General features: G+C 64.3%; 14 protein-coding genes and 2 tRNA genes. 5 read left to right on the top strand and 11 right to left on the bottom strand.

The features are described from left to right. Nucleotides 1–113 precede the first annotated feature (113 nt). From AC1KAR_RS02510 to surE, 3 genes are read right to left on the bottom strand one after another with little or no spacing between them, the layout of a single operon-like run. The gene (locus tag AC1KAR_RS02510) at nucleotides 114–1,061 is read right to left on the bottom strand and encodes a peptidoglycan DD-metalloendopeptidase family protein (RefSeq protein ID WP_480314376.1); all 948 of its coding nucleotides are present in this window, start codon (nucleotides 1,059–1,061) and stop codon (nucleotides 114–116) included. Then, nucleotides 1,061–1,870 carry a protein-L-isoaspartate(D-aspartate) O-methyltransferase gene (locus AC1KAR_RS02515; RefSeq protein WP_480314377.1) on the bottom strand — a complete coding sequence of 270 codons (810 nt, stop codon included), beginning with the start codon at nucleotides 1,868–1,870 and terminating at the stop codon, nucleotides 1,061–1,063. The genes AC1KAR_RS02510 and AC1KAR_RS02515 overlap by 1 nt, the downstream gene beginning before the upstream one ends. After that, nucleotides 1,867–2,622, bottom strand: coding sequence for a 5'/3'-nucleotidase SurE (surE, locus tag AC1KAR_RS02520; protein ID WP_480314378.1), 756 nt, complete (start codon nucleotides 2,620–2,622; stop codon nucleotides 1,867–1,869). The genes AC1KAR_RS02515 and surE overlap by 4 nt, the downstream gene beginning before the upstream one ends. Before the next feature lie 95 nt (nucleotides 2,623–2,717). Here surE and AC1KAR_RS02525 point away from each other — a divergent pair, with 95 nt between their 5' ends. From AC1KAR_RS02525 to AC1KAR_RS02540, 4 genes are all read left to right on the top strand, one after another. Continuing rightward, on the top strand, nucleotides 2,718–3,695 hold the full coding sequence (locus AC1KAR_RS02525) for an NADPH:quinone oxidoreductase family protein (protein WP_480314379.1): 978 nt from the start codon (nucleotides 2,718–2,720) through the stop codon (nucleotides 3,693–3,695). A gap of 63 nt (nucleotides 3,696–3,758) precedes the next feature. Next, nucleotides 3,759–4,748, top strand: a complete 990-nt coding sequence (phnD, locus tag AC1KAR_RS02530) for a phosphate/phosphite/phosphonate ABC transporter substrate-binding protein (protein ID WP_480314380.1) — start codon at nucleotides 3,759–3,761, stop codon at nucleotides 4,746–4,748. Nucleotides 4,749–4,818: 70 nt separating this feature from the next. Next, nucleotides 4,819–5,562 (top strand): LuxR C-terminal-related transcriptional regulator, encoded by a 744-nt coding sequence (locus tag AC1KAR_RS02535; protein ID WP_480314381.1) that lies wholly within the window; start codon nucleotides 4,819–4,821, stop codon nucleotides 5,560–5,562. A gap of 27 nt (nucleotides 5,563–5,589) precedes the next feature. Then, complete coding sequence (locus tag AC1KAR_RS02540) at nucleotides 5,590–7,893, top strand: sensor histidine kinase (protein ID WP_480314382.1); 2,304 nt, start codon at nucleotides 5,590–5,592, stop codon at nucleotides 7,891–7,893. A 60-nt stretch (nucleotides 7,894–7,953) separates the two neighbouring features. On the opposite strand, the gene AC1KAR_RS02545 is transcribed toward AC1KAR_RS02540, so the two are convergent. From AC1KAR_RS02545 to uvrC, 8 genes are all read right to left on the bottom strand, one after another. After that, a tRNA-His gene (locus tag AC1KAR_RS02545) sits at nucleotides 7,954–8,029 on the bottom strand. A gap of 43 nt (nucleotides 8,030–8,072) precedes the next feature. Then, the gene (locus AC1KAR_RS02550; protein ID WP_480314383.1) at nucleotides 8,073–10,001 is read right to left on the bottom strand and encodes a peptidylprolyl isomerase; all 1,929 of its coding nucleotides are present in this window, start codon (nucleotides 9,999–10,001) and stop codon (nucleotides 8,073–8,075) included. 148 nt (nucleotides 10,002–10,149) lie between these two features. Further along, a tRNA-Val gene (locus AC1KAR_RS02555) sits at nucleotides 10,150–10,225 on the bottom strand. A 12-nt stretch (nucleotides 10,226–10,237) separates the two neighbouring features. After that, nucleotides 10,238–10,510 (bottom strand): HU family DNA-binding protein, encoded by a 273-nt coding sequence (locus tag AC1KAR_RS02560; RefSeq protein WP_480314384.1) that lies wholly within the window; start codon nucleotides 10,508–10,510, stop codon nucleotides 10,238–10,240. 203 nt (nucleotides 10,511–10,713) lie between these two features. Further along, a complete protein-coding gene (locus AC1KAR_RS02565; protein WP_480317733.1) occupies nucleotides 10,714–11,592 on the bottom strand; it encodes a DMT family transporter in 879 nt (292 codons plus the stop codon). 42 nt (nucleotides 11,593–11,634) lie between these two features. Continuing rightward, nucleotides 11,635–12,201, bottom strand: coding sequence for a CDP-diacylglycerol--glycerol-3-phosphate 3-phosphatidyltransferase (pgsA, locus tag AC1KAR_RS02570; protein WP_480314385.1), 567 nt, complete (start codon nucleotides 12,199–12,201; stop codon nucleotides 11,635–11,637). Between the two features lie 59 nt (nucleotides 12,202–12,260). Next, nucleotides 12,261–12,749, bottom strand: a complete 489-nt coding sequence (locus tag AC1KAR_RS02575; protein WP_480314386.1) for a hypothetical protein — start codon at nucleotides 12,747–12,749, stop codon at nucleotides 12,261–12,263. After that, complete coding sequence (gene uvrC, locus AC1KAR_RS02580; protein ID WP_480314387.1) at nucleotides 12,736–14,652, bottom strand: excinuclease ABC subunit UvrC; 1,917 nt, start codon at nucleotides 14,650–14,652, stop codon at nucleotides 12,736–12,738. Before uvrC ends, AC1KAR_RS02575 begins: the two co-directional genes overlap by 14 nt. 35 nt (nucleotides 14,653–14,687) lie before the next feature. Between uvrC and earP the strand changes: the two genes are divergently transcribed. Further along, entirely contained in the window at nucleotides 14,688–15,698 is a 1,011-nt protein-coding gene (gene earP / locus AC1KAR_RS02585; protein ID WP_480314388.1) for an elongation factor P maturation arginine rhamnosyltransferase EarP, read from the top strand. The last annotated feature ends 50 nt before the right edge of the window (nucleotides 15,699–15,748 follow it).

Raw genomic sequence — 15,748 nt, forward strand, 5'->3', positions numbered from 1 at the left:
AAAGGGCGGCAGTGGCGCACCTTGCGCGCCCCCGGTGGCCAGACCGTTCCCCGTGGTGCTGCGTCGCTTGCTCATCGTTGCGCACAGTGGGGTCAGGCCGCAGCGTCAGTCGCTCAGCGCGGCGGGAGAAGCTTGGCCGGATCGACCGGCTTACCTTGCTTGCGGACCTCGAAGTGCAGTTGCACCCGTTCCGCGTCCGTCGAGCCCATCTCGGCGATCTTCTGACCGCGCTTCACCGTCTGCTCTTCCTTGACCAGCAGGGCCTGGTTGTGGGCATAGGCCGTGAGGTAGGTGTTGTTGTGCTTGAGGATCACGAGATTGCCGTAGCCGCGCAGGCCAGACCCGGCATACACAACCTTGCCGTCGGCAGCGGCCATGACGGGGTCTCCCGCCTTGCCGGCGATCGCCACGCCCTTGGTGCGCGATTCGTCGAAACTCCCGACGATCGGCCCGCTCGCGGGCCAGAGCCAGTTGACGTCGTCATCACCGTCGCGTGGTGCAGGTGCGGTCGGCAATGAGGACGGCGCGGCAGCGACCGACGCCGTGGGGGTCACGGCCACCCCAGATCCGGCCGCGGCTTGCGGCTTGGGAGCATCGAGCCCGCGCGATTCAACCTTGGCCGAGCTCACACCTCGCGTCGCCACCGCGTTGGGGTCGACACCGGGCGGCACCACGCGCAGCACCTGCCCCACCTCGATGACATTCGGGTTGTCGAGGTTGTTCCACTTGATGATGTCTTTCCAGTTCTGGCCGGTCTCCAGGCCGATTCGGATCAGCGTGTCGCCGGGCTTGACGGCATAGAAGCCCGGCTTGCCCGCGTTCTCGGCACCGGGCAACGGCTTGACGTCCGGAGCTGCACTTGCGGCACTCGCCGCGGCACCAGGTGCAGGTGCAGCGCGGCTGGAGGCGGCACGGTCCTCGACCGGCGCGCGGTACTTGTTGGGCGATGCGCAGCCCACGAGCGCCAGTGCGGCCAACGCACCGATTGCGAGCCGCACGAAGCCAGAGACGCGCTCACCGCGCACTGTGCTTGTTCGGTATCCCATCATGGCCAATGTCATCAATCCGTTCCTGATTTTAGAGGGACGAAGTTCACGGCCTCATGCACTGAGCGCTCGTAAGCTTCTTCTGTTCGATCCACCACCACCAGCACCTGACGGCGACCGCTGGCATCGTGCACGGGTGCCACGAGACGGCCACCGATTGCGAGTTGCGCGAGCCATGCGTCGGGCAGAGACTCGCCTCCTGCGGCGGAGATGATGCTGTCGTACGGTGCGTTGGGGGCATGCCCTCGCATCCCGTCACCATACACTAGGCGGATGTTCGTGAGACGCAACGGCCCCAGCAACTCACGTGCTTTGTCGTGCAGCGGCTTGAGTCGCTCGATGCTCATGACCTGGCGAGACATCTGCGACAGCACGGCCGCCTGGTACCCACAGCCCGTACCGATCTCGAGCGTGTGCCCGAGCGAGCCGCGAGCGCGCGCCGATGCACCAGCCATCAGGAGTTCGATCATGCGGGCTACAACCGACGGCTTGGAGATCGTCTGGCCAAGCCCGATCGGCAGACTCGTGTCCTCATAGGCCTGCGTCGCAAGCGCGGTATCCACGAAGAGGTGCCTCGGGACCTTGCCCATCGCTGCGATCACGACCTCATTGCGCAGACCAGCCGCCTGCAGGCGCACCACCATGCGCTGCCGCACGTCGGCCGAATCGAGGCCGATGCCCGAAGGCCTGACGGCACGTGCCGAGTCGGTAGCGGCCTGATGCAAGGGTTGCTGCGGTCGAAGCAGCGCACGCTTCTGCGCCGGCGGACTCAACCCGTCGAGCTGCAGTGGGAAGCGGGGGCGCGGACGCTCTGGCTTGTTCATGCGCGCACCCCGCCTGCCCAGTCGCGCCAAGCGCCCAGCCGTGCATGGTCGGTCAAGTCGATCTGCAAGGGCGTGATGGACACGCTGCCGTGCGCCGTGGCATGGAAGTCGGTGCCGTCGGCTGCGTCGCGCGCGTCGCCAGCCGGGCCGATCCAGTAGATGGGTTCGCCGCGCGGGTTGGACTGGCAGATCACCGGCTGGCTCGCATGGCGCCGGCCAAGTCGCGTCACTACGCGCGGCAGGCCCGGCGCATCGGGGCGGTTGGGGATGTTGACGTTCAGCAGCCAAGGGCCTGCCGCGGGCGGGGTGGCCAACACCTGTTCGACGATGGAGCGCGCCGCCTTGGCCGCAGCGTCCACATGCGCCCACCCTTTCTCAACCTGCGAGAACGCGATCGCCGGGATGCCGAACAGGAAGCCCTCCATCGCCGCGGCCACCGTGCCCGAGTACAGCGTGTCATCACCCATGTTCGCGCCGTTGTTGATCCCAGAGAGGATGAGATCAGGCCGATGTTCGAGCAAACCAGTGAGCGCCACGTGAACGCAGTCGGACGGTGTGCCGTTCAGGTAGCGATAGCCGTTGCTTGCCGCGTAAACCGACAGCGGCCGGTTCAGCGTGAGTGAATTCGACGTTCCGCTGGCGTTCTGCTCCGGGGCCACGACGTCAATATCGCCGAGCCCTTCGCAAGCCTTGACGAGAGCCGCGAGCCCAGGTGCCAGGTAGCCGTCGTCGTTGGCGATGAGAATGCGCATCCCGAAGATTGTAAGGACTCGTCACCTCCGGGACGGGCTCATCAATCACTGCCTGCTTATCATCGGCAGCGATCAAAACCTCAGTGGAGACGAACATGAAGGCATGGCTTTGCGAGAACCCGACCGGCCCCGACGCACTCGAGTGGAAGGACCTGCCGACACCTGAGCCCAAGGCGGGCGAAGTGCGCATTGCAATCCGGGCCGCAAGCCTGAACTTTCCGGATCTGCTGATCGTCCAGAACAAGTACCAGTTCAAACCACCCCTGCCCTTCGTGCCCGGCTCCGAGTACGCCGGTGTGATCGAAGCCGTCGGCGAAGGCGTCGCCAACTACAAAGTGGGCGATGCCGTGGCGGCCTTCGGCGGCGGCGGCGGATTCGGCACGCACGTGGTCTCGAAGCCTGCGATGCTGATGCCGCTGCCGCAAGGCTTCGCCTTCGACGACGCCGCAGCCTTTCTCTGCACGTATGGAACCACCCACCATGCGCTGATGGACCGCGGCGAACTCAAGGCCGGCGAAACGGTGCTGGTGCTCGGCGCGGCAGGCGGCGTGGGCACCGCAGCCATCCAGATCGCCAAGGCCGCGGGCGCCAAAGTGATTGCCGCCGCATCCACCGACGAGAAGTGCGCGCTTTGCAAGGAGCTCGGCGCCGATGCCACCATCAACTACAGCACGGGAAACCTGCGCGACGAGTTGAAGGTGCTCACCGAAGGCAAGGGCCCCGACATCATCTATGACCCCGTGGGCGGCGACATGGCCGAACCGGCCTTCCGTTCGATCGGCTGGCGCGGGCGCTACCTGGTGATCGGCTTCGCGCAAGGCGGCATTCCTGCGCTGCCGCTCAACCTCGCCCTGCTCAAGGGCGCATCGATCGTCGGCGTGTTCTGGGGTGAGTTCGCCCGCCGCGAACCTCAGAACAATGCAGCCGCACTGGCGGAACTGGCGACCTGGTATGCCCAAGGCAAGATCAAGCCCGTGATCGACACCCGCCTGCCGATGACTGGCCTGAAGGACGCCTTCACCCGGATGGGCAGCCGCCAGGTTCGCGGCAAACTGGTTCTGGTCAACGAGTGACGGCCCCGACGGCGCACCGCTGATAATCCGCCGCGCGAGCTTCTTCGCGGAGGACGATTTCCGGTGCGCCGACTGTTTCTCCATCTACCGCTCATCACGTTGTGGCCGCAGGTCGTACCGGCCCAATTCCGCAGCGAGCCACTGCACTTCGGTGTCATCACCACATCCACGGTCGAAGACTCGCGTAGGACCTGGGAGCCCTTCTTCGCCGACATGCGCGCCGCCACCGGCGTGAACGTGCAAGGCTGGTATGCCAAGAGCTACAGGGACGCAGCCGAAGCGCTGGTAACCAACCAGGCGCAACTCGCATGGGTATCGAGCAAGGCAGCGCTCGAGTGCATCGAACGCGCGAACGTGGAGGTGTTCGGCCAACTGGTCGACTCGAACGGCTCGCTCGGCTACCGCGCACTCGTGATCACCCGGCGCGACTCCGGCGTTCATTCGATCGAGCAACTGCTGTCGCGGGCCAAGGTTCACAGTTTCGCCCTTGGTGAAGATATCTCAACCAGCGGGCACCTGATGCCGTCGTACGCCCTGTTCGTACCTCGCAACATCCGGCCGGACATGTTCTTCAGTTCGCTGACACGAGGAACGCACGCACAGACGGTCGAGGCCGTGCTGTCAGGCGGCGCCACCGCGGGCACATACAACACCGAGGAGCTCGACCGGCTCAAGATCCGCCAACCCGCCCAGGCCGCCCAGATCCGCGTCTTGTGGGAGTCGGCCTTGATCCCCAAGGACCCATTGCTCTGGCGCACGGACCTGCCGTTGTCGGTGCGTACGCGCATCGCGAACTTTCTCTTCTCGTATGGCAAGAACGCTCAGGAGAAAGAGCGGCTCGCGCAGATGTTCGACCTGGCGGGCTTCAAGGCCTCGAGCAATCAGCAGTTGAAGTTCGTGTTGGAAATCGAAGACTTCAAGCTGCGATCTGAAGTGCTCCTCGACAGCCGGCTGAGCGAGGCGCAGAAGAACGAAAAGCTGCTCGATTTACGCGATCGTTACGGTCGCCTCGCCAAGGCGCTTCAGCCCAGTGCAAACGGCCCCCGTCCCTGAGAACTGAGGGATATCCGCTCCCGGGTGTCTGCGCTACGATGGACGCTCCCTTTCGAGAGCACCCTACGGCATGGCCATCAAGGTATTGATCGTCGAGGACAACCCGGTTGCCCGGAGCTTCCTGTGCCGCGTCGTGCGCGAGAGCTTCAGCGACGTCATCGTCATCACCGAAGCCGGTGATTTGGAATCCGCACGCCGCCAGGTCGGCGTACTCGATCCGCAACGCGGCGAGCCGCCGTCGGATCACTTCAAACTGATCCTCGTCGACCTCGAACTGCCGGACGGCAACGGCATGGAGTTGCTGGCCGAGCTGGCGCGCTATCCGGCCACCAAGATAGTCACCACGCTGTACTCCGACGACGACCACCTCTTCCCTGCGCTGCAATGTGGTGCCGATGGCTACCTACTGAAGGAAGACCGCTTCGAGGTCCTCGTCGAAGAGTTGCAGAAGATCGTACGCGGGCAACCACCGTTGTCTCCGGCCATCGCGAGGCGCCTGCTCGGCCACTTTCGCCAAGGGCCGGGCAGCGTGAGCGGCTTGTCCGAACCCGGTTTGGCAGGCAGTTCGGGCTTTCAGAGCAGCCGTCCCATGCCTCTGGGCCGTGGCGCACCTCTGGATCACGAACGACTGACGCCCCGCGAAAGCGAGGTTCTGACGTACCTCAGCAAGGGCTTCACCATCAAGGAAATCGCAAACCTGATGGGCATCAAGTGGTTCACGGTCAATGACCACATCAAGTCGATCTACAAGAAGTTGAACGTCTCGAGCCGCGCCGAAGCGGCCGTGCTGGCCAGCAAGCAAGGCCTGGTCTGAGCGCCAGCGCCGCTGAAACTCATCAACATGGAGATGCGCTCGCGCGGTGAGCTCGGATCGATTCCGAGTTCCACCCTTGGCGAGCCGAGTGGTTTCGGCGTTACCCCGGAGGGCGACGCCACAAGCGTCGCGGCGGATTCCCGCGCCCTCGAAAGCCTTGCCAGCGGCGACGAACCCTTGTCGCGCTGGATGGGCTGGCGACTGCGCCTGCTGGTCGGCGCTGCATTGATCGGCTGTGTCGGCGTGCTCTTGCTGGCGCGCTGGCTGGCGGAATCGCCTCGCATCGACGCCCGCTGGAAAGCAGGATCACAAGGCCAGCTCGAACTCGTCAGCTCGCCCGACGCTGCGCTCAATCTCCAGGCCGGCCGCGCCCTCATAGGCGTGATCGGCGGCGCAAACAGCGTCGCCGTTGTCGATGGGCTCACGCTTCAGCGCTCCTCGCGGTGGCTGAGCGACGACGTCGAGCGTGACCGCCACCGCGCCATGCACCAGCAACTCGACGCCACACTGTCAGGCGAGAGCGTGAAGCTCTTCTTCTCGGAAGGAGCCATGGTCGAGCAGCCGCTGCACGCGCGAGGCTTGGGCTCGCTGGGCATCACGTTCTGGCTGATGTGCGCCTTGGCGCTGGTGCTCTATCTCGTCGCGATGGTGGTGCTGCTGGCGCGCCCTTCGGCGCGCAACTGCCTGTATTCGCTGGCGTCCTTGTGCCAGGCAGGCAATCTTGCCTTCATCGCAGCCGAGTCGACCATGAACCTCGCCCTGCCCTGGCCGATGCCAGCCCTGGATATGCCCGTGCGGACCAGTCTCGATCTGGTCACGGCTGCGGCCGTCGTTCACGTCTCAGCGTTGCATCCGCGGCATGTACCCGGGGCCACGAGCATCGCGTGGGTCACTTGGCTGGCTGTGGGCGCACTCATCGCATCGATGACGCGCGGTGAGCTGTCCAACGGATGGTGGTGGGCCCAGGGTGGCGTCACAACCTTGTGCCTCGCCACGATCGCGATACAAACGCTCTCGCACCGCATCGAGCCGCATCCCTTTGCCATCGTGATACGGCGCCTCAGTGTGCTGGCCGTAGCCACCTGGGTGCTGCTTACGGTCTCGCTCACCACTGCGTCGAGCATGCCGAGCGTGCAGCAGCAGATCGCCGCGGTGGGACCGACGATCTGGTATGTGTTCCTGGCATCGCTGCTGTTGCTGCTGCCCTTCCTGTCCAAATCGCAGCAGGTCATGCGTGAGTTTTCGCTGCTGGCCGCCATCAGCACGATCGCCACGTCACTCGACCTGCTCTTCGTCGCTGTCTTTTCGCTGGGCCAGTTCGCCTCACTCACGTTGGCATTGTTTCTATCGCTCGGCCTGTACTCGGGTGCCCGGCAGTGGTTGCTCAACCAGTTGCGAAACCAGAACGTGCTCACGACCGAGCGCATGTTCGAGAAGCTTTACCGCATAGCCCGGGAGGTCGAGGCTCACCCCGAGCGCACGCCCGCCCTGCTGACACAGTTGCTGAAGGAATTGTTCGAACCGATGGAAGCCTCGGTGATCGAGAAGCACAGCCCTGGCGCACGCGTCAGCGGCGGCGGTTCGACACTGCAGATCCCCGTCCCTGAGCTGGCCGGTAACACGTCGGAAGGCACCTCCATCGTCATTCGGTATGCACATCATGGGCGTCGCCTCTTCACAACCGAAGATGCACGCTTGGCCGAGCGCGTCGTCGAGCAACTCCGCCGCGCGGTCGCGTTCGACAAGGCCGTGGAGCAGGGCCGCAGTGAAGAGCGCCTGCGCCTGGCGCAAGACCTGCACGACGACATCGGCGCGCGCCTGCTCACGCTCATGTACAAGGCGCAGTCGCCGGAGATGGAGAACTACGTTCGCCACACCCTGCAAGACCTGAAGACGCTGACCCGAGGCCTGGCCGCACCCAGCCACCCGCTCTCCCACGCCGCAGCCGAGTGGAAGGCCGATCTGACCCAACGCCTCACCGCAGCCCACATCTCCCTCGGTTGGGACTTCAGTGCCGACCGGGACATTTCACTCAGCGTGGTGCAGTGGTCCGCCCTCACCCGCGTGATGCGTGAGTTGGTCAACAACGTGATCTCACACTCGCAAGCCCGCCGCGTGGAGATCGCCTTTCAGCTCGAAGGAGACCGCCTCGATCTCAGCGTCAGCGACAACGGTGCGGGGCGCAATCCTCAGGCGTGGGCGCACGGACTCGGCTTGGGCGGTGTCCGCAAGCGCGTGAAGCAACTCGGGGGAGAGGTTGAGTGGCGCGAGGTCCCCGGCGGCGGAATCTGCTGCCGGGTCTGCATCCGACAGCTTTCTGAGCCCATCTGACCCACGGGGAGCCCCAGAAAGCAAAAGGCCCTCAGCGAACTGAGGGCCTTGCTTATTCCTTGGGGTGGCTGATGGGACTCGAACCCACGACGACCAGAATCACAATCTGGGACTCTACCAACTGAGCTACAGCCACCGCAGAGCCGCAGATTATAGCGGACCGCGGCGCCCACTCATCATTACTTGCCTTGGGCCCCGTCGGCCGTGCCGGGAAGATGTTCTTCGACCTTGAAGCGCGCCTTCAGCGCTGCGTAGTAGGCCTGAGCCTCCGCGGCGGCCCAACTTTGCGAATACTGCGCTTCAGTACGCGCCTGATCGGCAGCGACCGGATCACGCCCGAGCACCTTCAGAACGCGAACGACAGCAAATCCCTGATCCGCCAGGTCGACCCCCTCCACAGCCGGCAATGACGTTGTCGGCGCCTTGAGTGAGGCCTCGATCAGCGGGCGCGGGACATCCCTCGCGGCAGCGCGCGAGACCGTTTGCGTGGGGGTACCCAAATCCGTCGCAGGCGCCTTGCGCAGTTCAGCCAGGCGTGCCTCGCCTTCCTTGCGCGCCATGGCAGCCGCCTGAATGGCAACGACCTTCTCCCGCACGCGCGCGCTGACCTCGGACAGCGGCGGCGTGGCGGCCGGGCTGTACTCGGTAATGCGGGCCGAGACCAGGGTACTCGGGCCGGTTTCGACGGCTTCGGTATTGCGCTTGTTGCGCAGCGAGTCGGCATTGAACAAGGCGTCGAGCAGCTTGGGCGAGGCGAGCGGGCCTTGCGCGTCTGGCGCAGGCGCACGCGTCACGCCCTTCGCCGTTTGCAGTTGCAGCTTGAACTTGTCGACCACAGGCTTGAGGCTGTCGGCCTGTTCGTAGACCATGTTGCCGAAATCGCTGGCCGCCCTGGCGAACTCCACCTGTGCCAACTGCTTCTTGCGCAGCGCCTCGATCTCGCTGCGCACGCTTTCAAAGCTGCGCTTCTCGCCGCCCCGTACACCCTTCAGCTGGACGATGTAGTAACCCTCCTTGGTCTCGGTCACGGGACTTACGTCGCCGGCCCTCTTCAGTGCGAAGAGCGCATCTTCATAGGCCTTGTTCGTGTCGCCGCGAGCCAGGAACAGACCGAGCTCGCCGCCCTTCTCTGCCGAGCTTGCGTCTTGCGAGTTCTTGCGCGCCGTATCGGCAAAGGCGGCGGGGTTCTTGACCAACTCCGCGTGAAGCGCATCCGCCTTGGCTCGGGCTTTGGCACGCTCATCGGCAGAAGCATCCGGTGCTGCTTTGATGAGGATGTGACTGGCCTGGCGCTCCTCGGCCACGGTATAGCTCTTCTCGTTCTCGGCGTAGTACTTCTTGAGCTCCTCTTCCGGCACCTTGATGTCCTTGGAGATGCTGTCGAGGTTCAGTACGACGTACTCGATGTCGGCTTTCTCCTGCGTTTGAAACTCCGCCGCATGCGCCGGGTCCTTGTAATAGGCCTCGAGATCTGCCTCGCTCGGGGTCACCTTGCTCAGGTAGTCCTTGGTGGCGAAGCGTTGAACCTGCACTTCGCGTTGCTGGAACATCGCGTCGATGGCAGCCGATGCCGATGTGGCCGGCGCGATGGCGCTGCCGAGAAGGCCCATCTGCACCTGACGCATCATGAGTTCTTCGCGCTTCAGGCGATCGAAGCCCTGCTTCGTGAGGCCTTGCTGAGAGAGCGCCATCTCCAGCGCCTCGATGTTCAGGCTGCCGTCGGGCCGACGGAAGGTGTCGAACTGCCTGTCGGTCTGGTACTCGCGCAGCAGGCGATCGTCGGTCGTCACGTACCCGGCCTTTTCAGCCGCCGTCAGCATCACACGTTCGCGCACGAGGTTGTCGAGCGTGTTGCGCTTGGCCTCCGGCGTATCGAAGAGCTTGACGTCGACGGTGGGCATCTGCGCACGCAGCATGTCGACCTGGCGACGATGCGCCGCATCAAGCTCGGCTTGCGTGATCTTGTGACCCGCCACATTGGCTACCGCTGTGTTGCCGGCCTCGCTGCGGCTGTAGCCCTGGATGCCGAAGAAGACGAACGACGGGAAGATCAGCAGCACGAGGACGAACTGCAGGATGCGCGTGTGCTTGCGGACAAAATCAAACATCAATGACCTCGAACGTTGGGGTCGCGAAGCGAGAAACTGAAGCACCCCAGATGCAACAAAGGCGAACCAAGGTTCGCCTTTGAGGGGTGGACACTGACAATTTTAGCGGATGGCCCGAAGCCCAATTTCAGCTGGCCTGGCGTCTCGCTGGTGGGTGCTGAGGGGCTCGAACCCCCGACCTACGCCTTGTAAGGGCGCCGCTCTACCAACTGAGCTAAGCACCCGAGAAACCGATATCAGTTGACCGCGTCCTTCAGGGCCTTGCCCGGACGGAACTTCGGCACCTTGGCCGCCTTGATCTTGATCGTGGCGCCGGTGCGGGGATTACGACCCGCACGAGCGGCGCGCTTGCTGACGCTGAAGGTGCCGAAACCCACCAGCGACACGCTGTTGTTCTTCTTGAGCGTTGATTTCACGCCACCAATGACAGCTTCCAGTGCGCGCGTCGCTGCCGCTTTGGAAATGTCAGCCTGCTTGGCGATGTGTTCAATCAATTCGGATTTGTTCACGAAGGTTACCCCCTCTAAAAAGGTGTCTCGAAAGATTCGGTTGGGATGATCTGGGCCGCAGATCAGGTGGCACGATGGCTCAATTGATTACAGCCTCGCACTCACCCAGTGTCAAGCGCGGAAGCGGATTCTATGCGTAATCAACTGCTTCCTCGGGGCGCTGTGCCGCGTGCTTCCTCGCTTGACAAGGTAGGCCCCCCTGCCTAACCGGGGGGCCTTGTCGCCGAGGCCTCTTCGGGCTTTCCCTCGGCTCCAACTACCAACGAGACTCCCACCGCGGTCAACGCCACACCGACCAGCATCGCGATGGTGATGGGCTCACTGAACAGAGCCCAGGCCATCAAGGCGGTGGTGGGCGGCACGAGGTAGAGCAAGCCCGTGACCTGGGTCGCCGCGCCGCGCTGAATCAGTAGGTAGAGCAAGGAACTGCCACCCAAGGTGAGGCCGATCACAGACCAGACCATGGCACCAATGAAGTGCGGGTGCAGCACGATGGTTTCAGACTCCAGCAGCGCGAGTGGCACGCTCACCAGCAGCGCAGCGATCAACTGGACCGTGTTCGCCGTGCGCACGTCGCACGGCGCCACGAACCGCTTCTGGTAGAGCGTGCCAGCCGTGATGGAAAAGAGTGCCAACGCCGCGAGCGACAGGTTCACGCCGGACAGTTCGCCTCCACCCAGCTTGTTCCAGAGCACGAGAACCAGGCCGCCGAACCCCAACAACAGGCCCAGCCACTGCCTTGGCGACACCCGCGTACGCGCCATCGCGCTGAGCCAGACAGCCGTCAGCACGGGCTGCAAACCGACCAGCAGGGCCACGGTGCCGGCTCCCATGCCTGCCTTCACTGCGGCCCATACGCCGCCGAGGTAGCCAGCATGCATGAGCACGCCAGTCAGACCGAGGTGAGCCCACTGCGCGGGCGTCGTCGGCCATGCGGCGCCGCTGAGCGCGATCCAGACTCCGAAGCACAACACCGAGAAGAGGTAACGAAGGCAAAGGAAGCTGATCGGCGGCGCGTACGGCATGCCATAGCGCGCGACGATGAACCCGGTACTCCAGATCAGCACGAACACCACCGGCATGGCACGCAGCAGCGCGCTGCGTTGGTCCTGCGTCACGACGTGCTACCGGGCCTTGGCCCGGATCTCCGGCAGCGCCTTCTGGAGGTAATAGACCATCGACCAAATGGTGAGCACCGCCGCAATGTAGATGAGCACCGTGCCCCAGAGATGGGTGTCGATGAGACCGAACAGCGTGCCGTTGTAGAGCAGGAACGGTATCGCCACGAGCTGAACCGTCGTCTTGAGTTTGCCGAGCATATGCACGGCCACGCTGCGCGATGCGCCGATCTGCGCCATCCACTCGCGCAAGGCCGAGATGGCGATCTCGCGGCCGATGATCACGAGTGCCACAAAGGCACCCACACGGTCGAGCTGAACAAGGATCAGCAATGAGGCGCAAACCAGGAACTTGTCTGCCACCGGGTCGAGGAAGGCGCCAAACGACGATGTCTGGTTCAGCTTGCGTGCGAGAAAGCCGTCGGCCCAATCCGTAAGGGCCACGACGATGAACAAGACCGTGGCCACCAGGTTCTTGGTCGGCTCATGGCCTTCCCAATAGAAGATGCCGACGATCAGTGGAATCGCGACGATGCGAGCCCATGTCAGCAGAGTCGGCAGATTGAAGAACATTCAGGGATTGTGCCCAAGTTGCCCGTCATGAACGGGCGTGTGCTCATTGCGAAGCGCGATCAGCGGACGTCGAGCGTGCGCGGCTTGAAGCGGCGATCATCGTTGAAGAGGAAGACCTCCGAAAACTTCCAGGGTCTGGGCAAGGCGCTCACATCACCAAAGGGCGCGGCGCGCTTGACCGCATCGATCGCCATCTGAAGCGTTTCAGGGGCCTGCCCAGGGCGGCGCATGACGTCGATGCGACGGATGCTGCCATCGGCATTGAGTTCGACTTCAAGCACCGGAATGGCCAACAGAACCTGCGGCACCTCACCCAGGTACACGCCGTTGGGGTTGGTCTGAACGAGGCGGTTCGCCGCGTACACCTTGAACTCGTCCCACGTGCGGTGTGCCTTGGGCGACGCACTCGTCGACTGGCCGGCAGAGGTGGGCGAGGCGGGCAGGAGCGGCACGCCGCCACAACCAGCCAGCGCGAGCGTCAATGCAAGAAGCACCGACCAAGCCGTGCCATTGCGGCGTACCGGGAATGTGACGTCAGTGAAGCGCACGGTAGATCTCCTCCGCAAGTTCTCTTGATATGCCATCCACGCTTGCGAGATCTTCCACGCTTGCATGACCCACGCCGCGAGCCCCTCCGAAGCGCTGGAGCAGTTTCGCACGCTTCTTCGGGCCGATACCCGGGATGTCTTCGAGCACGCTGCTGCCCGTACGCACGCTCGCTCGCCTCGCGCGCATGCCTGTGATCGCGAAGCGGTGCGCCTCGTCGCGGATCTGCGCCACGAGCATCAGCGCCGCCGAATCGTGGCCAAGGTAGACCTTCTCGCGCCCATCGGCGAACACGAGTTCCTCCAGGCCGACCTTGCGGCCCTCGCCCTTCTCCACGCCCACGATCAAGCTGAGGTCCAGGCCGAGCTCTTCGAAGACCTCTCGCGCCATGCTCACCTGGCCCTTGCCGCCGTCGACCAGCACCAAATCGGGCAGGCGCGACTCGCCGGCCTGCGCTGCAGCGGCCAGCTTGCTGTAGCGACGCGTGAGCACCTGGCGCATGGCGGCGTAGTCATCGCCGCCCGTCACGCCTTCGATGTTGTAGCGGCGGTACTGTGAGTTCTGCATCTTGTGGCCCTCGAACACCACACAGGATGCCTGGGTCGATTCGCCCGCCGTGTGGCTGATGTCGAAGCACTCGATGCGGAAGGTGTCGAGGTTCTCCGCCGCCAAATCCAGCGCGTCGACGAGGGCCCTGGTGCGCGCCTGCTGCGAGCCCTCTTCAGACAACAGCCGCGTGAGCTTGATCTCCGCGCCCTGGATGCACATGTCCAACCAGGCCCGGCGTGCGTCACGCGGCTGGTGCTGCATGGTCACCTTGTTGCCGCTGTGCATGGAGAGCGCCTCGATCAACGCCTTGTCCACGGCATGGCTCACCACCAGCAAGGGCGGCACCGCACTTTGCAGGTAGTGCTGGGCAATGAAGGCTTCGAGCACCTGCACCTCTGGCGAGGCGCGCTCCTCTTGCTGCTCGAGATCCACCGTGGTGCCCTCGTCGACGTGGCTAGGGAAGTACGGCCGGTCACCCAGATGGCGCCCGCCGCGCACCATGGCAAGGTTGACGCACGCACGCCCGCCCTGCACCTTCACGGCGAGGATGTCGGCGTCCTTGGTCGAGACACCGGTGTTGTCTTCGACCGCCTGCTGGTGCAGCACCTTGGACAAGGCACCCAGCTGGTTGCGGATCTCCGCGGCCTGCTCGAACTGCAACGCGTCGGCATGCGCCATCATCTGCGCCTGCAGGGTGTCCATGACCTCCTGCTGCTCGCCCAGCAAGAAGCGTTCGGCATGGGCCACATCGCGCGCGTAGTCCTCTGCGCCGATGTACTGCACGCAGGGGCCTGAACATCGCTTGATCTGATACAGCAGGCACGGCCGGGTGCGGTTGTTGAAGACCGTGTCTTCGCAGGTGCGCAGCCTGAACACCTTCTGCAGCAGCTGGATCGATTCCTTCACCGCCCACGCGCTCGGGTAGGGCCCGAAGTAGCGGTGCTTGCGATCCACCGAACCACGGTAGTACGCCATGCGCGGATAAGCGTGCGAGGCGATCTTGAGGTACGGGTAGCTCTTGTCGTCGCGGAACAGGATGTTGTAGCGCGGGTTGAGCGTCTTGATGAGGTTGTTCTCGAGCAGCAAGGCCTCGGCTTCAGACCGCACGACCGTCGTCTCCATCCGAGAGATCTTGCTGACCATGTGCCCGATGCGCGTTCCGCCGTGGTTCTTCTGGAAGTAGCTGGACACGCGCTTCTTGAGGTCGCGCGCCTTGCCCACATACAGAACACCGTCCTGCGCATCGAAGTAGCGGTACACGCCAGGCCGTGCAGGCAGCGCGGCGACTTCGGCCAGCAGCCGCTCGTGTGCCGGATCAAGCGCGTCGCCGTTGTCGTTAGGGGGGGCTTCACTCATCGCGACGGCGATTGTGCCGCCTCGATAATCCACGCATGCAATGGGATGTGTTCTGTCGCGTGGTCGACAACTTTGGCGACATCGGCGTGTGCTGGCGGCTTGCGGCCGACCTCGCGGCGCGCGGCGAGCAGGTGCGCTTGTGGACGGACGACAGCTCGGCGCTTTCATGGATGGCTCCCGGCGGCCAGCGCGGTGTGACCGTGCACCACTGGGAAGAGGCTTATCACGCAGAGCAAGTCGGCCAGGTCGTCATCGAGGCCTTCGGTTGCGAGCTGCCTGACGCATTCGTGACGCGCATGGCGCAGTCGCGCCCGGTGTGGGTCAACCTCGAATACCTGAGCGCCGAATGCTACGTCGAGCGCAGCCACCGACTGCCATCTCCGCAGTCGACCGGGCCCGGTCGCGGGTTGGTCAAGCACTTCTTCTACCCCGGGTTCACTCCGGCCACGGGCGGGTTGATCCGCGAAGAGGGTCTGATGCAGGCACGGCACGCCTTCGAGCGCACGACCTGGTTGCGCTCACACGGCGTCGAGGTGCGCGAGGGCGAACGGCTGGTCAGCATGTTCAGCTACGCCAACCCCGCCTTACCCGCCATGCTCGAAGCGCTGACCGACGCGCCCACCCTGCTCCTGCTGACACCTGGCACGCCCGAACCCGCGCACCTGCCGCCTGGCATGCGCCGCGAGCGGCTGCCGTACCTCGCGCAGCCCGACTACGACCGGCTGCTCTGGAGTTGCGATCTCAACTTCGTGCGGGGCGAGGATTCCTTCGTTCGCGCACAGTGGGCCGGGCGCCCGTTCGTCTGGCACATCTATCCGCAAACCGACGACGCGCACTTGGCCAAGCTCGCTGCCTTCCTCGATCGCTTCCCCGGTGTTCCCGGCCTGCGCGAGACCTGGAGCGGCTGGAATGGACCGGCGCCCATCCCTCTCCGCTTGCCCCCGCTGGATGCCTGGCAATCGGCTTGCGAGGCGTGGCGTGAACAGTTGCTCTCACAGGTGGACTTGAGCACCCAACTGATGGGTTTCGTCGCTGAATCGGGCTAAAATGCTCGGCTTTGCGCGTTCTGGTGAAGAAACCCGGTGCGCGCCCCAAC

The sequence above is a fragment of the Piscinibacter sp. PDB1-1 genome, from assembly GCF_056675995.1.